Source organism: Pseudomonas batumici, assembly GCF_000820515.1.
Classification (GTDB): Bacteria; Pseudomonadota; Gammaproteobacteria; order Pseudomonadales; family Pseudomonadaceae; genus Aquipseudomonas; species Aquipseudomonas batumici.
Genome location: NZ_JXDG01000048.1, coordinates 1 through 18,320 on the forward strand (window position 1 = coordinate 1; position 18,320 = coordinate 18,320).

The 18,320-nt window shown below is 62.6% G+C and carries 20 protein-coding genes; 7 read left to right on the plus strand and 13 right to left on the minus strand.

Annotated features, from left to right (window positions below):
* Nucleotides 1-142: 142 nt before the first annotated feature.
* The gene (locus UCMB321_RS18305; protein WP_040069535.1) at nt 143-541 is read right to left on the minus strand and encodes a carboxymuconolactone decarboxylase family protein; all 399 of its coding nucleotides are present in this window, start codon (nt 539-541) and stop codon (nt 143-145) included.
* A gap of 71 nt (nt 542-612) precedes the next feature.
* Nucleotides 613-1,623, minus strand: a complete 1,011-nt coding sequence (locus UCMB321_RS18310; RefSeq protein ID WP_040069537.1) for an AraC family transcriptional regulator — start codon at nt 1,621-1,623, stop codon at nt 613-615.
* A gap of 160 nt (nt 1,624-1,783) precedes the next feature.
* On the opposite strand from UCMB321_RS18310, the gene UCMB321_RS18315 reads away from it, so the two are divergent.
* From UCMB321_RS18315 to UCMB321_RS18325, 3 genes are read left to right on the plus strand one after another with little or no spacing between them, the layout of a single operon-like run.
* Nucleotides 1,784-2,965, plus strand: coding sequence for an acetyl-CoA C-acyltransferase family protein (locus tag UCMB321_RS18315; RefSeq protein WP_040069540.1), 1,182 nt, complete (start codon nt 1,784-1,786; stop codon nt 2,963-2,965).
* Between the two features lie 12 nt (nt 2,966-2,977).
* Nucleotides 2,978-3,832 carry a 3-hydroxybutyryl-CoA dehydrogenase gene (locus UCMB321_RS18320; protein WP_040069542.1) on the plus strand — a complete coding sequence of 285 codons (855 nt, stop codon included), beginning with the start codon at nt 2,978-2,980 and terminating at the stop codon, nt 3,830-3,832.
* Nucleotides 3,833-3,837: 5 nt separating this feature from the next.
* Nucleotides 3,838-4,467 (plus strand): TetR/AcrR family transcriptional regulator, encoded by a 630-nt coding sequence (locus UCMB321_RS18325; RefSeq protein ID WP_040069545.1) that lies wholly within the window; start codon nt 3,838-3,840, stop codon nt 4,465-4,467.
* A 138-nt stretch (nt 4,468-4,605) separates the two neighbouring features.
* Here UCMB321_RS18325 and UCMB321_RS18330 read toward each other — a convergent pair whose 3' ends face one another.
* Nucleotides 4,606-4,956 (minus strand): hypothetical protein, encoded by a 351-nt coding sequence (locus UCMB321_RS18330; RefSeq protein ID WP_040069548.1) that lies wholly within the window; start codon nt 4,954-4,956, stop codon nt 4,606-4,608.
* Nucleotides 4,957-5,162: 206 nt separating this feature from the next.
* Between UCMB321_RS18330 and UCMB321_RS18335 the strand changes: the two genes are divergently transcribed.
* From UCMB321_RS18335 to UCMB321_RS18345, 3 genes are all read left to right on the plus strand, one after another.
* Entirely contained in the window at nt 5,163-6,500 is a 1,338-nt protein-coding gene (locus UCMB321_RS18335; protein WP_040069549.1) for a serine hydrolase domain-containing protein, read from the plus strand.
* Nucleotides 6,501-6,832: 332 nt separating this feature from the next.
* Nucleotides 6,833-7,180 carry a hypothetical protein gene (locus UCMB321_RS18340; RefSeq protein WP_040069550.1) on the plus strand — a complete coding sequence of 116 codons (348 nt, stop codon included), beginning with the start codon at nt 6,833-6,835 and terminating at the stop codon, nt 7,178-7,180.
* Between the two features lie 295 nt (nt 7,181-7,475).
* The gene (locus UCMB321_RS18345) at nt 7,476-7,757 is read left to right on the plus strand and encodes a DUF2790 domain-containing protein (protein WP_040069551.1); all 282 of its coding nucleotides are present in this window, start codon (nt 7,476-7,478) and stop codon (nt 7,755-7,757) included.
* Between the two features lie 45 nt (nt 7,758-7,802).
* Here the strand turns inward: UCMB321_RS18345 and UCMB321_RS18350 are convergent, their stop codons facing one another.
* Complete coding sequence (locus UCMB321_RS18350; protein ID WP_052451297.1) at nt 7,803-8,210, minus strand: LmrA/YxaF family transcription factor; 408 nt, start codon at nt 8,208-8,210, stop codon at nt 7,803-7,805.
* A 165-nt stretch (nt 8,211-8,375) separates the two neighbouring features.
* On the opposite strand from UCMB321_RS18350, the gene UCMB321_RS18355 reads away from it, so the two are divergent.
* Nucleotides 8,376-8,795, plus strand: coding sequence for an MDR/zinc-dependent alcohol dehydrogenase-like family protein (locus UCMB321_RS18355; RefSeq protein ID WP_040069552.1), 420 nt, complete (start codon nt 8,376-8,378; stop codon nt 8,793-8,795).
* Here the strand turns inward: UCMB321_RS18355 and UCMB321_RS18360 are convergent.
* The 9 genes from UCMB321_RS18360 to UCMB321_RS18400 all read right to left on the minus strand — a co-directional run bounded on the left by UCMB321_RS18360 (nt 8,708) and on the right by UCMB321_RS18400 (nt 18,219).
* Complete coding sequence (locus UCMB321_RS18360) at nt 8,708-10,546, minus strand: amidohydrolase (protein ID WP_040069647.1); 1,839 nt, start codon at nt 10,544-10,546, stop codon at nt 8,708-8,710. The genes UCMB321_RS18355 and UCMB321_RS18360 overlap by 88 nt on opposite strands.
* Before the next feature lie 50 nt (nt 10,547-10,596).
* Nucleotides 10,597-11,172 carry an antibiotic biosynthesis monooxygenase gene (locus UCMB321_RS18365; RefSeq protein WP_040069554.1) on the minus strand — a complete coding sequence of 192 codons (576 nt, stop codon included), beginning with the start codon at nt 11,170-11,172 and terminating at the stop codon, nt 10,597-10,599.
* A complete protein-coding gene (locus UCMB321_RS18370) occupies nt 11,169-11,603 on the minus strand; it encodes a DoxX family protein (RefSeq protein WP_052451298.1) in 435 nt (144 codons plus the stop codon). The genes UCMB321_RS18365 and UCMB321_RS18370 overlap by 4 nt, the downstream gene beginning before the upstream one ends.
* Nucleotides 11,604-11,672: 69 nt before the next feature.
* The gene (locus UCMB321_RS18375; RefSeq protein WP_040069652.1) at nt 11,673-12,317 is read right to left on the minus strand and encodes a hydrolase; all 645 of its coding nucleotides are present in this window, start codon (nt 12,315-12,317) and stop codon (nt 11,673-11,675) included.
* Between the two features lie 195 nt (nt 12,318-12,512).
* Nucleotides 12,513-13,790 (minus strand): cation:dicarboxylate symporter family transporter, encoded by a 1,278-nt coding sequence (locus UCMB321_RS18380; RefSeq protein ID WP_052451299.1) that lies wholly within the window; start codon nt 13,788-13,790, stop codon nt 12,513-12,515.
* Between the two features lie 92 nt (nt 13,791-13,882).
* The gene (locus UCMB321_RS18385) at nt 13,883-15,091 is read right to left on the minus strand and encodes a pyridoxal phosphate-dependent aminotransferase (RefSeq protein WP_040069557.1); all 1,209 of its coding nucleotides are present in this window, start codon (nt 15,089-15,091) and stop codon (nt 13,883-13,885) included.
* A gap of 11 nt (nt 15,092-15,102) precedes the next feature.
* The gene (locus UCMB321_RS18390; RefSeq protein WP_040069559.1) at nt 15,103-15,768 is read right to left on the minus strand and encodes an RraA family protein; all 666 of its coding nucleotides are present in this window, start codon (nt 15,766-15,768) and stop codon (nt 15,103-15,105) included.
* A 133-nt stretch (nt 15,769-15,901) separates the two neighbouring features.
* Nucleotides 15,902-16,804, minus strand: a complete 903-nt coding sequence (locus tag UCMB321_RS18395; protein ID WP_040069562.1) for a LysR family transcriptional regulator — start codon at nt 16,802-16,804, stop codon at nt 15,902-15,904.
* Nucleotides 16,805-16,884: 80 nt separating this feature from the next.
* Nucleotides 16,885-18,219, minus strand: a complete 1,335-nt coding sequence (locus tag UCMB321_RS18400) for an MFS transporter (protein ID WP_040069563.1) — start codon at nt 18,217-18,219, stop codon at nt 16,885-16,887.
* Nucleotides 18,220-18,320 lie beyond the last annotated feature (101 nt).

Consider the following 18,320-nt stretch of genomic DNA (forward strand, 5'->3'; position numbering starts at 1 on the left):
CATCGCCAGCAAGCCGGCTCCCACGGTACGGTGTTTCACCGCAAAATATTGCCGAACCCAGCCCCCCTTGTCGGGACGCCGCACCGCAGCGATGGCGCCCGCAAGGACGCCTGAGCCTCACAGGCGAGCCACACGTTCCTGATCAATCCAGTTTGAACGCCTCGTCCAGCGGCACCCGATAACCGTTGGCCAGGCGATTGGTTTCGTTGGCCATGCCGACCACCGCCTGCAACTCGCCGAACATCTCGTCGGTCATTCCCGCCTTGCGCGCGGCGGCGGTGTGGGAGGCAATGCAATACGGACAGTTGTTGGTGACACTGACAGCGACGTAGATCAGTTCCTTGGTCAGCGAGTCCAGCGCACCGGGGGCCATGATCTCCTTGAGGCTCTCCCAGGTGCGACGCAAGGTCGGCGGGTGCCCGGCCAGGCACTTCCAGAAGTTGTTGACCTGCTCGACCTGGCGGGTGTGCATGATGTCGTCGTAGACCGCGCGAACTTCCGGATTGGCGTCTTCGTATTCAATCAGATGCTGGGACGACATGAACGGCTCCTCGGGTTGATGGACAGCGATGAATGAAACAAAGGTTATAGCTGAATCCGTCCGCGCCGTGCTTATCCTTGCGACCCGCGCAAACGAAAACTCCCGGGGCTCTCCCCCGTCCACTGCTTGAAAGCGCGGTGGAAGGCACTGGGCTCGCGAAAGCCGACTTCCTGGGCAATCGCGGCAATACTCATGGTCGTGGTGCGCAAACGCTCGAAGGCGATCGCCCGGCGCACCTCGTCCTTGATTTCCTGATAGGAAAAGCCCTCGCGCTGCAACGCCCGGCGCAGGCTGGCCAAATGGATATCGAACTCCACCGCCAGCTGCTCTAGGGTCGGCCAATGGTCATAGCCACAGGCGCGCAAGCGCTGGTGGACCCGGGCGCTGAAACCCTCGCGATTGCGAAAACGGATAAACACCGACTGCGGCGCATCCCGCAAGAAGGTGTAGAGCGACTTGCGATCCTGCAACACCGGCAAGCGCAGATATTCGCGCTCGAACTCGATCTCGGTCACCGCCGCATCGAACTCCACGTAGGCACCCCACAACAGATGCTCGTCGCCATGGGGCGGGCGGGCATGGGCGAAACGGGCGCGGCTGATGGGAATGCGCCGCCCGGCCAGCCAGCACATCAAACCGACGATCAGGATCAGGAAGGTTTCGGTGATCACCGCTTGCAGGTAAGGGTCCGGCGTAACGGTACGCATCACTACGACCACCCGCTTGCCACGGACCTGCACCTGGGCCTGGATATCGCGCAGGAACAGCGCGAAATACTCCAGCGACAGGCCCAGCGCCTTACCCACGGTCGGTGCCTGGATCAGTCCCCGGCAGATCAGGGCGAAGCTGCCGATGGGCATGCCATGGGAGTCGAAGCCGAAAAACTCGTCGCCCAGTTCACGAATCACCGTCAGCCAGAGTTGCGCCAACAGCCGGGGGGCAACCCGCTCGCCCAGTTCGTCCAGCGAGCGCTCGGCAAAGCCCGAGGCCTGCAACAGCTCGGCAATGCGCTCCGGGCGGTCGAGAAAGCGCGCCAGCAGGGCCTTGATGAAGTAGGACGACACCGAATGTTTTTCTTTCATGAATCCCAAGCTGCGTATGGCAAAAAATCACAGGTTTACTGAGCAGTTTCGGCATAGGCCGAGTGGATGGGCAAGTCCTAGACTTACATCATTGGATACATCACCTGCGCCCCTACAAGGATCATGCAAGCTGATCCGCACAATAATCAGGACTGCCCCCATGTCAAAGCCCGAAGTGTATATCGTCAGCGCCGCCCGTACCGCCATCGGCACCTTCGGCGGCTCGCTGAAAGACGTTCCCTTGAGTGAACTGGCCACCACCGCGGTCAAGGCCGCCCTGCAACGCAGCGACCTGGACCCGGCGCGGGTCGGCCATGTGGTGATGGGCAACGTGATCCCCACCGACACCCAGGACGCCTACCTGTCCCGGGTCGCCGCCATCAACGCCGGCATTCCCAAGGAAACCCCGGCCTACAACGTCAACCGTCTCTGCGGTTCGGGCCTGCAGGCGATCGTCTCGGCGGCGCAGACCCTGTTGCTGGGCGACGCCGACATCGCCATCGGTGCCGGCGCCGAATCCATGAGCCGTGGCCCCTACCTGCTGCCCTCGGCCCGCTGGGGCGCGCGCATGGGCAATGTCCAGGCCATCGACTACATGCTGGGCATTCTCCATGACCCGTTCCACGGCATCCACATGGGCATCACCGCCGAAAACATTGCCGAGCGCAATGGCATCACCCGGGAGATGCAGGACGCCCTGGCCCTGGAAGAACAACTGCGCGCCCGCCGCGCCATCGAAGAAGGCCGTTTCACTTCGCAGATCGTCCCGGTGGAGGTGCGCGACCGCAAGGGCACGCAACTGTTCAGCGTCGACGAGCACCCGCGGGCAACCTCGCTGGAACAGCTGGCGCAGATGAAAACCGCCTTCAAGAAGGATGGCACCGTCACCGCCGGCAATGCCTCGGGCCTGAATGACGGCGCCGCCGCCCTGCTGCTGGCCACCGGCGCCGCACTCCAGAGCGACGGCCTGAAACCCCTGGCCCGCCTGGTGGCCTACGCCCACGCCGGGCTCGAACCGGAACTGATGGGCCTGGGCCCGATCCCCGCCACGCGCCTGGCCCTCAAGCGCGCCGGCCTGACGGTGGCCGACCTGGACGTGATCGAAGCCAACGTCGCCTTTGCCGCCCAGGCCTGCGCCGTCAGCCAGGAACTGGACTTCGACCCGGCCAAGGTCAACCCCAACGGCTCCGGCATTGCCCTCGGCCATCCGGTGGGCGCCACCGGCGCGATCATCGCCACCAAACTGATTCACGAACTGCACCGCACCGGCGGCCGCTACGGCCTGGCCACCATGTGCATCGGCGGCGGGCAAGGCATCGCCGTCATCTTCGAACGAGTTTAAGGACAACAAAGCATGAGTATTCAACGTATCGCCGTGATCGGCGCCGGCATCATGGGCAATGGCATTGCCCAGGTCTGCGCGGTGGCCGGCCTTGAAGTGTCGCTGATCGACGTGTCGCAGCAGGCCCTGGACAAAGGCCTGGCGACCCTGACCGGCAACCTCGACCGGCAAGTGCGCAAAGCGGTGATTTCAGCCGAGGATAAGCAGGCCGCTCTCGGGCGCATCAGCCTGAGCACCGACTATGCGGTGCTGGCCCAGGCCGAGCTGGTGATCGAGGCGGCGACGGAAAACCTCGAACTGAAGAAGCGCATTCTCAAGCAGGTGGCCGAAGTGGCCAGTGCCGAATGCATTATCGCCACCAACACCTCGTCGCTGTCGATCACCGAGCTGGCAGCCGCCATCGGCAAGCCGGAACGCTTTATCGGCCTGCACTTCTTCAACCCGGTACCGATGATGGGCCTGCTGGAAGTCATCCGTGGCCTGCAGACCAGCGACGCCACCCACGCACAGGCCATGGCCCTGGCCGGGCAGATCGGCAAGACCGCGGTCACCGCCCGCAACCGCCCGGGTTTCGTGGTCAACCGCATCCTCTGCCCGATGATCAACGAAGCCATCTTCGTGCTCCAGGAAGACCTGGCCAGCGCCGAGGATATCGACGCCGGCATGCAGTTGGGCTGCAACCAGCCGATCGGCCCGCTGGCCCTGGCGGACCTGATCGGCCTGGACACCCTGCTGGCGATCATGGAGAGCCTGCACTCGGGCTTCGACGAACCCAAGTACCGCCCGGCGCAGTTGCTCAAGGAAATGGTTGCCGCCGGCTATCTGGGCCGTAAAAGCGGTCGCGGCTTCTATACCTACGAGCGCTGATCGCCATGCCCCGGAGTGCCCTCGCCGCCGTCGTGCCTGAAGCCGAGCTTCAGGCCAGGACCTCGCGTCATCTGGAAACCCGCGAAAAGGCCGTGGCGCTGTTTGCCCGGCGCGGGTTCGCCCAGGTGGGCTTGCGTGAGCTGGCCGGGCACCTGGGCATCCAGGCGGGCTCGCTCTACAACCATATCGAGAGCAAGCAGGCCTTGCTCTTCGAGCTGATCGAGAGCCTGCACCTGGAGTTGCTGGGGATCGTCACGCAGCCGGTGCGTAGCGCGCGCTCGGCGGAGAAGCGCCTGAACGAGTTGATCGCCGCGCACCTGGACCTGCATCGCGACAAGGGGGATTTCTTCCGCGTCGCCGAGCACGAGTTCCACTGCCTGGAAGCGCCGCATCAGGCGGCGATCCTGGTGTTGCGCCGGCGCTATGAAAGTCATCTGATCAAGTTGCTGACGCCGCTGGGGTTGTCGACCGACGACACCCTGGCCCTGACCACCGTGCGCACCTTCCTCTGCCTGCTGAACAACCTGCCGGCCTGGACCGAGGAGGCCGGACTGGACTCGGCGACTTATCGGGCGTTGATGCACAACATCGCGCTGGGAGCGGTCAAGGGCGCGCTGGTCAAACCGCCCCTGTAGGAGCCAGCTTGCTGCGGGCGGCGTTCCGACGATGAGCTCAAGAGCGCCGCGTGGTTTCAGGTACCCCGCGTTATCGTTGACGTCCATCGCCAGCAAGCCGGCTCCTACAGGGGTTTTGCTGTCTTCAAGATACGGTGGTTACAGACAGGTCGCTACCGCCGCCAGCCTTCTTGCGCCAATCGGCTTGCTGTTGGTCGCGTAGTAGTCGACCACGGTGCCCGAGCCTTCATGGCGCACATCGGCAAAGAACTCCGAACTCCGGGTATAAACGGTCGTACCGCCCTTGTAGCCGGGCTGCAGATAGGCCGCCGCATCCACACCGAACACCGCCTCGTCCTGCCAGGAAAACTGGATGCACTCGGCAACGGCATCCCCGGCCTTGCTCGACGTGAAGCTCTTGGTCGGCCCGGTGGTGCGGGCCTGGTTCATGCCGGGGCCCATGCAGCCTGCCAACGCCACTACCGCCAACGTCCCGATTAACATCCGCATGACCGTTCCCTGCCGAAAAAAAGAAGCGACTTTAACATTGTGGCCGCTCAATACGAATCACTACTGCGCGAAAGCTCACCCGTTGCCCGGCGCAGTTGTCCCCTTCGCCTGGCGACCCTCCCCTCCAGTCGCCTGCGACGCTGCATCGGGTTGCGCAAACCCGACCGGCTGTCCAAGCTCAGTCCAGTGATTCAAGGATGGCTCATATGCTCAAGACGTATTTCAGACGGGCCCAGCCGGGTCTGTGCCTGCTGTTCGCCGCACTGATCGGCGCCACGGCCTTCGCCGAAACAGCCCCGGTCTTCCCGGATGCCGACGCCAGCGATCCGGCGAAACTCGGCTGGATGATCGGCGCCCCGCCCCCGGCCGACCGCATCCTGCGCTTCGAGGACGGCAGCTATTTCCGCTTCCCCGCCCTGCGCTGGAGCGTCTCGCACTTTCGCCAACTGATGCCCACCACCAATGTGTCCCGAGGCCTGGAGAGCCCCGTTGCACTGCCAGCCGCCTTGCGCAGCGATATCGACCGCCTGCGCTTCACTCCCCTCGACACAAAAACGCCGATGAGCTGGGAGCAGTCCCTGGCGGCGACCTACACCGATGGCATCCTGGTGCTGCACCGTGGCAAGGTGGTGTACGAGCGCTACTTCGGCTCGCTCAAGCCCCAAGGGCAACACGCCGCGATGTCGGTGACCAAGTCGGTGATCGGCACCCTGGGCGCGACGCTGGTGGCCGAAGGGCTGATCGATGTGAACAGGCCGGTCAAGGACTATGTGCCGGAACTGGCGAAGTCGGCCTTCGGCAATGCCAGCGTGCGCCAGGTGCTGGACATGACCACGGCACTGGACTACAGCGAGGACTACGGCGACCCGAACGCCGCCGTCTGGGCCCACGCCCAGGCCGGCAACCCGCTGCCCAAGCCCGCCGACTACCAGGGCCCGCGCACCTACTACGAATTCCTCCAGAGCGTGCAACCCGAAGGCGAGCATGGCAGTGCCTTCGCCTACAAGACCGTCAACACCGACGTGCTCGGCTGGGTGATCGCCCGGGCCACCGGGCATAACGTTGCGCAGGTGCTGTCGGAGCGGATCTGGAGCCGCCTGGGAGCCGAACAGGATGCCTATTTCACCGTCGACTCGATTGGCACCCCCTTTGCCGGCGGTGGCTTGAACACCGGCCTGCGGGACCTGGCACGCTTCGGCGAAATGCTGCGCAACGACGGCCGCGTCAACGGCCGGCAGGTCGTGCCCGCGAGCGTGGTCGAGGATATTCGTCGTGGTGCCGACAAGGCGGCATTCGCCAAGGCCGGCTACTCACTGCTCAAAGGCTGGAGCTATCGCGATATGTGGTGGGTCACCCATAATGACCACGGCGCCTATATGGCCCGGGGCGTCCATGGCCAACGGATCTATATCGACCCCAAGGCCGAGATGGTGATCGTGCGTTATGCCTCTCACCCAGTGGCGAGCAATTCGGCGAACGATCCGGTGACCTTGCCGGCGTTCGAGGCGCTGGGAAAATTCTTGCTGGAGCATCCGCAGAAATAATCCGCCCCAGCTTCTGAAAGGCAAAAAAAAGCCCAAGCGGCTGATGGACGCTTGGGGCTCAAAAATGCATAAACCGTGGTAGGTGAACGCGGGGCGCATATTACCCCACTGCGACAATATGTAACAAGATTTTTTTCAATGGCTTATTGACATAAGTCCTTCAATAACCACATGTTTTTCATGGTTTGGCGTGAACCATAATGGGGCACAAACAGCCGTTTCTTATTCCAGAAACAATCCGTCGGATAGCTTGATATCACCGACAACAGTATTTGCTTCGCCAACCCGGGACGGCGACAATTGCCGCTCCATTTTCCTTCGAGGTTTGCAACATGCGTAAAGCACTTACCGTCCTGGCCCTGAGCGCCCTGTTTGCCCAAGGCGCCATGGCCGCAGGCGGCACACAGGCCGCGGTCGGCGGTGGTCTGGGCGGCGCCCTGGGCAACGTCCTGGGTCAGAAGATGGGCGGCAGCACCGGCGCAGCGGTCGGCGCAGGCCTGGGTGGCGCAGCCGGTGGCGCGGTAGCCGCCAAGAAAGGCAAGAAAACCAAGGCCGCCATTGGCGGTGGCCTCGGCGCAGCCGGCGGTTCGCTGCTGGGTAACCAGTTGGGCGGCAAGACCGGCGCGGCCATCGGTGCCGGCCTCGGCGGCGCAGCCGGTGGCGCACTGGGCGGCAAGTAAGGTCAGCTTGTAGGCGCCGGCTTGCTGCGGGCGGTGTTCCACCGATAGGCCGGATAGTCCAGCAGGACTTACCGGCCTCATCGCCAGCAAGCTGGCTCCTACAAGGTTTCGTGGCGTTTCCCAGGCCTCCACAGGGGCAAGCCCTGCTGCAAGATCCGTATTCCCCCCCCAGTATCGATCACGCTGATATTCGCTATTGGCAAGGATCCGTTCCGCCAGTGCCGAAGGGCTTCGTAAGATGACACCCACTGCCTCACCACTTTCACGGTGAGGGGATGTCTTCCCGGAGACCGCCATGAAATATCTTCTGTTTATCCTGTTGTCGCTGTTCAGCCTGGTCGCGACCGCCCAAGGCAACGCACCGGCCACGCACCCCGTCCAGGGGGCGACTGCCAGCACCAGCGCCGAACCCTATGACTATTCCGAAGACCTCGACCTCGCCAAGGCCGTGCGCGCCGACAGCGCCGCCGCGTCCGACTGTGGCCCGGTGCAAGGGCATGTGGTCTACGTCGACAACCAGGGCGTGCGCCACGAAATGAACTTCATCCGCCTGGGCAATGCTTGCCAGCACGGTTGATCGGCAACCCGACGTGAAGGCTCCAGCGTCCGTCAACACGCACAATCAGGAGCCTTCGCCCAGCAGTTCCTGCCTGACCGAAGAGAGAATCTCGTCGGACAACGCCGGTGAATGGCGGCTGGCACGCGCCAGCGTTACGGCCCCCACCATCGTGACCGCCAGTGTAATCGCCTTGCGCCGGGCTTCGTCCGCAGTCAACGACCCGGGTAATGTCGCCTCCAGGGCATTGATCATCCCCTCCAGCCCTTCTGTGAAGAGATCCTGTATTTCCCGTCCCTGGCGGCAGATTTCTCCCGCGTAGGCCGCCATCGGGCAACCTGTCGAACCGTCGCGATTGGCCTCGGATACGTAGATATCGACATAGGCCTTCAAGTCATCCCCCGACACCCGCCTGGCCTCCATGAATCGATCCCGGCTGCCCTGTTGCAGGTAACGATGCGCTTGCGTGGCCAAGGCTTCCTTGGACTTGAAGTGGGCATACCCCCCCCTGGGTCAGCCCGGCCGCCTCTCTGCTGCTCAGCGAATATGTGGACCTCAAGCCGGGCGATGCGATTGCCCTCAACTCGGCAACTTCAGGCTTATCGCAGTGGCTGTTTGTGCTGGCGAAGAAAAAGGGACTTGAAGGCGGTGGGGCTGATCCGCCGCCCTGAAGGCGCGGAGACCCGTGGTTGCGACCATGTGATCGTAGAGGGCGAAGACATTGCACTGGCCAAGCAGCGCCTGCAGGGACTGAACGTGCGCCTGGGCCTCGACGTATTGGGCGGGGCTTACGCCGGCCATCTACTACAAGTACTGAGCCCGAAAGGCAAACTGGTGGTCTACGGTGCGGTGACACTCCAGCCGATGGAGATTTCCGGTGGTGTGCTGATCGCCGGAGAGCTGACGATCGAACCGTTTAAGGTCGCCGTATCGCCGGAATACCTTCGGCGATACGGACACTTCCCCTGGACTCAGAACGCGAAACACGAACAGCCGAAGGCACCCCAGAAACCCTGGAAGTCACTGACCGGCACATTCGACATCCGTGCCCGTTCATGACCGTGGGCATGCACCCCGCAAGGACCGCTGCACTGGTGCACCTGGGCCTGCAACGGCGAGTTCGGCCGCCAGTGCCCAGGTACCTTGACCACCGGCGACCAGTCGGGGGTCACCGGCAGCGTGGGCGGCGCCAGCTTGTCGAAGTCACCCGCCGCGTGCACCACCTTGCCGTCGACCACCGTCAACACCGACTCGATCCACTTGATCGCCTCGGCCTCGACACTGAAATAGTCCGCCGACAGCGCCACCAGGTCAGCCAGTTGCCCGACCTTGATCTGGCCTTTCTTGCCCTGCTCCGAGGAAAACCAGGCACTGCCATGGGTGTACAGCTCCAACGCGGTTTCCCGCGACAGGCCCTCGGGATAGAGCTCAAGCCCGCCCACGGTACGACCGCTGACCATCCAGTACAACGAAGTCCAGGGGTTGTAGCTCGAGACCCGCGTGGCATCGGTGCCCGCGCCCACCGGCACGCCCTCGGCGAGCATGCGCTTGATCGGTGGCGTGGCCTCGGCGGCCTTGGCGCCGTAACGCTCGACGAAGTATTCGCCCTGGAACGCCATGCGGTCCTGAATGGCGATACCGCCGCCCAGCGCCCGCACCCGCTCGATATTTTTCGGCGTGATGGTTTCGCAGTGATCGAAGAACCATGGCAGGCCATTGAACGGAATATCCCGATTGACCTTCTCGAAGACATCCAGCATCCGCGAAATGGATTCGTCATAGGTGGCGTGCAGGCGGAACGGCCAGCGCTGCTCCACCAGATGCCGGACCACCGGCTCCAGTTCCTGCTCCATGGTCTGCGGCAGGTCCGGACGGGGTTCGAGGAAGTCCTCGAAATCCGCCGCCGAAAACACCAGCATCTCCCCTGCCCCGTTGTGCCGCAGGAAGTCGTCGCCCTGGCCATAGGTGACCTTGCTGGTCCAGTTCTTGAAATCCGCCAGCTCTTCCTTGGGCTTCTGGGTAAACAGGTTGTAGGCGATCCGTACCGTCAGTTGCTGCTTGGCCGCCAGCTCGTTGATGACTTCATAGTCGTCCGGATAGTTCTGGAAACCACCGCCGGCATCGATGGCGCTGGTGACGCCCAGGCGGTTGAGTTCACGCATGAACTGGCGAGTCGAGTTGACCTGATACTCCAGCGGCAGCTTCGGCCCCTTGGACAGGGTCGAGTAGAGAATCATCGCGTTGGGCCGGGCAATCAGCATGCCAGTCGGCTCGCCCCGGGCATCACGGACGATCTCGCCACCCGGCGGATTTGGCGTGTCGCGGTTGTAACCCACTACCCGCAGCGCCGCACGGTTGAGCAAGGCGCGGTCATACAGGTGGAGGACGAACACCGGGGTGTCCGGCGCCGCCTTGTTCAGTTCTTCCAGGGTCGGCATGCGTTTTTCGGCGAACTGGAATTCGTTCCAGCCCCCCACCACCCGCACCCATTGCGGCGCCGGGGTGCGCTCGGCCTGGTCCTTGAGCATGCGCAACGCATCCACCAGCGAAGGCACGCCTTCCCAGCGCAGTTCCAGGTTGTAGTTCAGGCCGCCACGAATCAGGTGCAGGTGCGAGTCGTTGAGGCCGGGGATGACGGTACGGCCCTTGAGGTCGATCACCTTCGTTGCGCTGCCGCGCAGGGCCATGGCCTCGGCGTCGTTGCCCACGGCGATGAAGCGACCGTCCTTGATCGCCACCGCCGTAGCCTTGGGTTGGGCGCGGTCGACCGTGTGCAGGCGGCCGTTGTGCAGAATCAGGTCAGCGATCACATTGCTCATATCAGTTCTCCTTGCTTGACGGAATGTAACGGTCAGCGAAATCAGTGGTTGGCCGGTTGCAGCCAGCGGCTGAACAGACGGGTGACACGGGGCATGAACACATAGACCACCAGCAACACGATGCTCAGGGTGATCAGCACATTGGCTTGCACGTAGCCGCCCAGCCAGGGCAACCGGGCGAACAGCGGACGCCACAGCATCGGCACCAGGAAACTCAGTGGCAGGATCACCAGGAAGGTCACGCAGGCCTGTTTCCAGCGCGGTACCGGACCGGGCGAACCCACTTCGGCCGGGGTGAACCAGAACTCGCGCTCGGCGTTGACCTCGGTCTGGTCACCGTCGGCCAGCATGGGCTGGGCCTCTTCCACCAATCCACGGCGGTCGTCGGAGTCCAGCCAGTGTTGCAGTTGCTCGGTAGAGGCGAAACGCAGCACGCTGGTAAACAGCGTTTGGCCGTGGCTGTGCCCACGCACCACGTCGATGCCCAGGTGCCCCGGATAACTGCGAGCCATGGCGATGGTACGGCGCAGCCAGACTTCATAGGCCTGGTCCTGGCCCTTCTTGATCCGATGACGGACCAGCAGGGTCACCACGCCATCCAGCAATTCGATATTCATGGGCGTTGACTCCCCAGGCGAGTGAACGGTGCCAAACACCGATCCAAAGAGAAGGCCCCTGAGCCGCCGATCAGCAAGGTGGCGAAGACAATCACCAGCAACCAGGCGAACTGCCCTTCGGCCAGGCTCCACTCAGGGTGTACCCACACCAGCGAAACCAGCAGCAGGAACAGCACCGGCAGCGTGGCCAGGCGCGTCAGCAGGCCGAGGATGATCAGCAACGGACACAACACTTCGGCGAAAATAGCCAGGCTCAGGGTCAGGTGTGCCCCCAGGCCGAACGGGTCTTCGATCAAGCTCAGCTGGTGCTGGAAGTCCAGCAGCTTGGGCAGGCCATGGACCCGCAACAGCAGGGCCGATCCGCTCAGGCGCAACCAGAGCAGTGCCCAGTCAGCCGAAGTACGCGAGGACAACAAGGGGGTGGCGATCATCTCAGCTCTCCCGGTGAAGGCTCGAGGCAATGAGGCGTCGGGCGCGGCTGGCGCGCCCGACTCACGTCATTACTTGACCTGACGCGCTGGCGCGTTGTGGACCATGGTGTAGGCGTAGTCCACACCCATGCCGTAGGCGCCGCTGTGCTCGCGGACCAGATCCATCACCGCGTCGTAGGTTTCCTTGTGCGCCCAGTCACGCTGGAACTCCAGCAGCACCTGCTGCCAGGTCACCGGTACGGCGCCGGCCTGAATCATCCGTTGCACCGACATGTCGTGGGCTTCCTGGGTGGTACCGCCGGAAGCGTCGGTGACGATGTACACCTCGAAACCTTCGGCCAGGGCTTCCAGGGCCGGGAAGTTCAGGCACACCTCGGTCCACAGTGCAGCCATGATCAGCTTCTTGCGACCGGTGGCCTTCACCGCCTCGACGAACTTCTTGTCTTCCCAGGAGTTCATCGAGGTGCGCTCGATCGGCTGTGCGCCCGGGTTCACGGCCAGCAACTCAGGCCAGATGTAGCCGCTGAAGCTCTTGGTTTCCACCGAGGTGTAGATCGTCGGTACGTTGAAGATCTTCGCCGCCTTGGCCAGGCCCACAGTGTTGTTCTTCAAGGTCTGGCGATCGATCGATTGCACACCGAAGGACATCTGCGGCTGGTGGTCGATCAGGATCAGGGTGGAGTTGGTTGGGTTGAGCAGTTCACGGATAGACATGGCGAGTTCCTTTTGGCTGTCGAAGGTTTGGTTCATCTTGAAGCTCGGCGCGGGCTCCGTTTGGAGGTCTGTGCTGCCGGCTTGGAATGAACTTTAGGCCACGAAGAAAAAAGGAACAATTACCTAAAATTGAGAATAATTGATTCTATTTAAGGGACAATCCTGAATCACCTTGTTGTCTACCCGTGCCCGTCGTCACCGTGGCGGCGCAAACGGCTTCGCCGCAGCGGCCCTAGCCGCCAGCGTGCGCTGCTCCCAACGCGCAATGACCAGTGGCGCCAGGGCGTTGCCCAACACATTCAAGGCGGTGGTCGGCATATCCATGAGGCGGTAGACGCCCGCAATAAAGGCAATGCCCTCCAGGGGCAGGCCGGCGCTGGCCAGGGTCGCCGAGAGAATCACGAACATGAACCCGGGCACGCCCGCCGCGCCCTTGGAGGTCAGCACCATGGTCACCACCAGCAGCGCCTGTTCGCCGATGCTCAGGTCGATCCCGTAGAGCTGGGCGACAAACAAGGTGCCGATGCCGAGGAACAGCGAGGCGCCGTCCAGGTTGAACGAATACCCCACCGGCACCACGAAACTCACCAGTGAACGCGGTGCGCCGAAGCTCTCCAGCTTGGCCATCAGTTGCGGCATCACCGCGGCGGAACTGGCGCTGGAAAACGCCAGGATCAACTCGTCCTTGATGTGCCGGATCAGCCCGAAGAACGGCACCCCGGCCAGCCGCGCCACACTGCCCAGGACCACCAGCGCGAAGACGATGATCGAGATGTAGCTCACCAGGATCAGCTTGATCAGCGGCAACAACGAGCTGAAACCGAAGTTCGCCACCGTCACCGCAATCATCCCGAACACGCCGATGGGCGAATAGGCCATGATCATCGAGGTCACGCGAAACATCCCTTCCGAGACCCCGCGCAAGGCGTCGAGCAAGGGCCGCTTGCGTTCTTCGCCGAGCCCAGAGACACCCAGGCCGAACATCACCGCAAAGAACAACACCGGCAGCAGGCTGCCCTTGGCCATGGCATCGATCACGTTGTCCGGAATGATATTGAGCAGGATCTGCCCCAATCCATGTCCCGTCGCACTGGCCGGTGCCACGTTGACCGCCACCGCCTTCAGGCTGGCCAGGTCGGTTCCGGCGCCCGGCTGCAAGAGGTTGCCCAGCACCAGCCCGACGATGATCGCGGTGGTGGTGATGGTGAAGAAATACAGCAGGGTCCGCACGCCGATGCGGCCAAGGGACTTGCCGTCGCCGTTGCCGGCGATGCCCACCACCATGCAGGCGAACACGATAGGCACGACGATCATTTTCATCAGCCGGATGAAGATATCGCCCGCCGGTTGCAGCACATTGTCGATCAACCAGGGACGCGACTCCGGAAACCGGTGCAACAGCGCCCCCACCAGGATGCCGGCGGCGAGGCCGATGAGGATTTGCAGGACGAGGGGAATACGTGGCTTTTGCATGGAATGCCTCTGAAAAAAACCAGGACTGTTTCGGGCAGTGTTTGTTGTTGTAAGCCGCTTCAACGCGGCGACGCCGTCGACTCTGTGGTCAATCAGCGCAACGCCTGGCAGGCGCGTCGAAGCCGTCGGCAACCTTCCTCGATCACCTCCATGGCGCTGGCGAACGACAGCCGCACATACGGCGACAGGCCATAGGCGCTGCCCGCCACCGTGGCGACCCCGCCCTCGCGCAGGAAATACGCCACCACATCCCCGTCACTCTCCAGGCGTTGAGCGTCCGGCGTGACCTTGCCTATCAGGCCTGAAACGTTGGCGAACACATAGAACGCTCCGTCGGGCGGTGTGCAACCGATCCCAGGGATGTCGGCCAGCAGTTCGAGCATCCGCCGGCGCCGCTCGACATAGAGTTCGCGCATCTGCGCGATGGGCGCCTGGTCGCCGGCAAACGCCGCGACGGCGGCCGCCTGGCTGACCGAACTGGGGCAGGTGGTGGTCTGTGACAGCAACTTGCCCATGGCCGCGATCAACCACCGCGGGCCGGCGGCGAAGCCCAGGCGCCAACCGGTCATGGCATAGCCTTTGGAAGCGCCGTTGACGATCAGGGTGCGCGCTTGCAAGTCGGCGGCCGCCGCCACGAAGGACACATGCCGGGCAGAGCCATAGACGAAGTGTTCGTAGATCTCGTCGGACATGATCAACACCTGCGGATGCTGGCGCAGCACATCGGCCAGCGCCTGCAATTCGGCTTCGCTGTACACCGCCCCGCTGGGGTTGTTGGGGGTGTTGAGAATCACCCATTTGGTCCGTGGTGTAATCGCCTGTTCGAGCGCCTGGGGCAGCAGCTTGAAGCCGTTGGATTCGTCACCGGGAATGATCACCGGGGTCGCCTCGTTGAGCCGGGCGATATCCGGGTAGGACACCCAGTACGGCGTGTGGACGATGACCTCGTCGCCCGGGTTCAGGGTAGCTGCCAACGCATGGTAGATGATGTGCTTGCCGCCACAACCGGCGATCACCTCGTCGTCGCGGTAACTCAGGCCATTATCGCGGGCCAGCTTCTGCACGATGGCCTTGAGCAACGCCGGCGTTCCCGGGGTACCGGTGTAATGGGTTTCGCCACTGAACATCGCCTGTTGCGCGGCTTCGAGAATATGCCGTGGCGTGTCCAGGTCCGGTTCGCCGATGGTGAAGTTGACGATGTCCCGGCCCTCACCACGCAACTGCGTGACCAGGGCGTTGGCGGCGATACTCGGTGACGGCTCGATGGCAAGGACGCGGTGCGACAGTAATGATTGACTCATGGGTCTTCTCCTCAGTTCGCCAGGCCGGCTTTTTCCAGCACCTTGTCCAGCCACGACTGGTCGATCGCGCCGCTGGCGATCTCGGCCTTGACCTGTTCTTCGTGGGCCTCGTGCTGGCGCGCCTTGACCAGCACCTGTTCGGCATCCGCCTGGGAAAACGCCACGAGACCGTCCTCGTCACCGACGATCAGGTCGCCCGGATTGACGATCATCCCGCCAATGGACACCGGCACGTTGATTTCCCCCGGACCGCTTTTGTAGGGCCCGCAATGCACCACGCTGCGGGCGTAGCACGGCGTGTCCTCGAAGCTGGCGACATCGCGGATGGCACCGTCGACGATAAAACCGACACAGCCGCGCTGCTGGGCATAGAGCTTGATCAGTTCACCGATCACCGCGTTGTTACTGTCGCCCTGGGCATCGATGACCAGCACATGGCCGGGCTCCAGCAGGGTCAGGGCCTTGTAGATGTAAAGGTTGTCGCCGGGACGGGTCTTGACCGTCAGCGCCGTGCCGACCAGCTTGCCGCTACGGTTGTAGCGGGTCAGGCCGCGGGCGCCGATATGCCGGCCGAGGTTGTCACTGATATGCGGGGTGACGACGTTGCGAAAGGCCTCGACCAGCGAAGCGGACGCCAGGGCTGGCGAGGTGAGAATGCGCGAACCGGGGAAAGACATGATGACCTCCTTGAACGAAGAAACCCGTGTGGGCCTGGATCGATCTTAAGAAAGGCCAGCCAATACTTTTAGCGATATTTTTCTATTGAAAAACATCGCTTTTATTCATAAAAAATAGAAAAGGCGAGTCGGCTTACGCCTGCAGCAGAAGACGTCCAAAATCACAGCACTGATGTGCCAGGCGCGCCACTTCCACGCTCAGGCCCTGCAAGCGATCGGCCCGATGCACGGCGGCATAGCGGATCTGCGGCAGTCCCGGACGGGTCTCGATCACCCGCAATCGGCCCTCGGCGATCAAGGGCGCGAGGCATTGCCGAGGCAGGTAGCTGATGCCCACGCCGGAAATGGTCAGGCCGATCTGGGCCACCAGGTAATTACTGATCAAGGTGCGATTGAGGCGGACATCGTGCTGGGCCAGCCAGCGCTCGTAGACCAGGCCTGTGCCCGAACTACCCCCTTGGGTCAGCACGGTATAGGCCGACAAGGCCTGAAGGTCCATCGGCGCGGATTCGCGATACAGGTCCGGCGCGCACATCCAGGCGTTTTCCACGGTCTTGAGCGGTGTGGCGACAAAGCGTGCGTCGTCGAAGACATCGGGCACGATGATCAGGTCGAGCTGATCGTTCTCCAGCTTCTTGAACAGCTCGGAACTCAGCTCGACCGAAGGCTCCAGCACCACCTTGGGGTAGGCTTCGCGAATCTGCTCCACCAGGGCGGGCAACCAGGTCAGGGCCGTCAGTTCGGTCACCCCCAGGCGAAAGCGCCTGACCAGCACCTCCCGGGAACTGATGCGCTCCAGCAGATAGTCGCGCTGGCGGAGCATTTCGGCCGCATGCTCGAACAGTTCGGTGCCTTTTTCCGTCAACCGCGCGCTGCGTTTCGAGCGGTCGAAAATCGGCACGTCGAAGGCGTCCTCCAACTCCTGGACACGCTTGGAAATCGCCGACTGGGACATGTTCAGTTTCATCGAGGCCGCTTCGAAACTGCCCAGTTCGACGATCCAGTAGATGGCTTCCAGCTGTTTGAAGGTAATCATGGCGTCGCCTCAGATGAAAAAAAGCGCGCCATTATTTACCCATCCCATCGACTTCGGTAAAGCACTTCGACGGAGAAGCCCTAGGTCCTGGCCACAGGTTCGGAAATACTCAGCAAGACCACGAAACTCAGCAACGAACTGATGGCCATGAAAGCAAAGACATAGTCCCAACCATGGGTATCCAGAAATAGACCGGTCAGGAACGGTGTGGCCGCCCCGCCCAACTGGCCGCCCATGTTGACCACCGCGCTGGAGACGGGAAAGGCTTTCTTGCTTGCCAGCCCCATGGGATAAACCATGTAGGAAGAAAAACCGAGGCTGAGCACCACGCCGGTCATCAGCAGCAAGGCGCCATAGGTCAAGGGATCGGCAGGCGAGTTGATCAACAGATACATCATCAACGAAGTCGCCAGCGCCGACAGCATCATGCCAGGCTTGCGCCGCTTGCCCATGAACCGGTCGGAGAAGACCCCGCCCAGGAGGTTGCCGATCACCGCGCCGACCCAGGGTGCAGCCGAGACCAGCCCCATGTTCATCAGGGAGTAGTGTTTGACCGTCATCAGGTAGGTGGGAATCCACGCCAGCAACACACTGGAAATACCCAGCTGGAAGCAGTAGCCCAGCGCACAGCCCCAGATATTCCAGGACTTGAATACCTGGGCGGTGGTTTCCAGCGTCGCCTCCTCGCGGAAACGGATCAACACATCGAGTTTTTTCATCCACGGCTGGATCGGTCGCCCCCCCACGACCTTGCCGTCGACAAGCACCTTGGAGTCGTTGACGATGTAATCCAGTTCAGCCGGTTTGACGAAGCGGCTCTGGGCAGGATGGTTGGCGACCAGGTAATACCAGACCACCGAGAGCAGCAGGCCCGGCACCGCAAAGCAGTAAAAGATCTCGCGCCAGCCCCAGGCGGCGATGATCAGCGCACACAGCGGCGGCACGATCACCGGCCCGAACTTCACCGCCGACAGGAAGATCCCCGTGGCCGTGCCCTTTTCCCTGGCCGGAAACCATTGGTTGATGGTCGAGGTCATGCCCACCGGCAGCGGGCCCTCGGCAAATCCCAGGCCGATGCGATAGAGCTTGAGTGCCAGGATCGAACCGGCGGTGCCGACCAGGCCGGTAAACAGCGACGTCAGGATCATCGCCCCCGGCAGGATGTTGCGCACGCCAAAACGACTCGCGGCGAACCCCGACGGCAACTGGGCGATGGCATAGGCCAGCAGGAACAGGCTGATCAGCCCACCGGCTTGGGCATTGCTCATGGCAAATTCCTGACGAATGAACGGCAGCGCCACCCCGAGGTTGGCGCGGTCGGCGGCCGCCAGGGTGTAAGTGAGGAAAATCAAGCCGGCCACCACCCAGCGGTAACGACCGGGGGCAGCCACGTGCAACGACTCGTGACGAGACATGAGAAGGCCTTTTTATTAGTGTTGTGGCCCTAATCTAGAGTGCAAACAACCTGAGCATTAGCGATTTATTTTCAACTTCATTGATCGCTTTTATCCATGAT

What these genes read in the sequence shown, in the direction of transcription:
- UCMB321_RS18330 (WP_040069548.1), bottom strand. Translation starts at nt 4,956, where the DNA reads ATGCGGATGTTAATCGGGACGTTGGCGGTAGTGGCGTTGGCAGGCTGC.
- UCMB321_RS18310 (WP_040069537.1), bottom strand. Translation starts at nt 1,623, where the DNA reads ATGAAAGAAAAACATTCGGTGTCGTCCTACTTCATCAAGGCCCTGCTG.
- UCMB321_RS18370 (WP_052451298.1), bottom strand. Translation starts at nt 11,603, where the DNA reads ATGATCGCCACCCCCTTGTTGTCCTCGCGTACTTCGGCTGACTGGGCA.
- UCMB321_RS18385 (WP_040069557.1), bottom strand. Translation starts at nt 15,091, where the DNA reads ATGAGTCAATCATTACTGTCGCACCGCGTCCTTGCCATCGAGCCGTCA.
- UCMB321_RS18395 (WP_040069562.1), bottom strand. Translation starts at nt 16,804, where the DNA reads ATGATTACCTTCAAACAGCTGGAAGCCATCTACTGGATCGTCGAACTG.
- UCMB321_RS18315 (WP_040069540.1), top strand. Translation starts at nt 1,784, where the DNA reads ATGTCAAAGCCCGAAGTGTATATCGTCAGCGCCGCCCGTACCGCCATC.
- UCMB321_RS18340 (WP_040069550.1), top strand. Translation starts at nt 6,833, where the DNA reads ATGCGTAAAGCACTTACCGTCCTGGCCCTGAGCGCCCTGTTTGCCCAA.
- UCMB321_RS18335 (WP_040069549.1), top strand. Translation starts at nt 5,163, where the DNA reads ATGCTCAAGACGTATTTCAGACGGGCCCAGCCGGGTCTGTGCCTGCTG.
- UCMB321_RS18375 (WP_040069652.1), bottom strand. Translation starts at nt 12,317, where the DNA reads ATGTCTATCCGTGAACTGCTCAACCCAACCAACTCCACCCTGATCCTG.
- UCMB321_RS18390 (WP_040069559.1), bottom strand. Translation starts at nt 15,768, where the DNA reads ATGTCTTTCCCCGGTTCGCGCATTCTCACCTCGCCAGCCCTGGCGTCC.
- UCMB321_RS18365 (WP_040069554.1), bottom strand. Translation starts at nt 11,172, where the DNA reads ATGAATATCGAATTGCTGGATGGCGTGGTGACCCTGCTGGTCCGTCAT.
- UCMB321_RS18380 (WP_052451299.1), bottom strand. Translation starts at nt 13,790, where the DNA reads ATGCAAAAGCCACGTATTCCCCTCGTCCTGCAAATCCTCATCGGCCTC.
- UCMB321_RS18400 (WP_040069563.1), bottom strand. Translation starts at nt 18,219, where the DNA reads ATGTCTCGTCACGAGTCGTTGCACGTGGCTGCCCCCGGTCGTTACCGC.
- UCMB321_RS18320 (WP_040069542.1), top strand. Translation starts at nt 2,978, where the DNA reads ATGAGTATTCAACGTATCGCCGTGATCGGCGCCGGCATCATGGGCAAT.
- UCMB321_RS18345 (WP_040069551.1), top strand. Translation starts at nt 7,476, where the DNA reads ATGAAATATCTTCTGTTTATCCTGTTGTCGCTGTTCAGCCTGGTCGCG.
- UCMB321_RS18325 (WP_040069545.1), top strand. Translation starts at nt 3,838, where the DNA reads ATGCCCCGGAGTGCCCTCGCCGCCGTCGTGCCTGAAGCCGAGCTTCAG.
- UCMB321_RS18305 (WP_040069535.1), bottom strand. Translation starts at nt 541, where the DNA reads ATGTCGTCCCAGCATCTGATTGAATACGAAGACGCCAATCCGGAAGTT.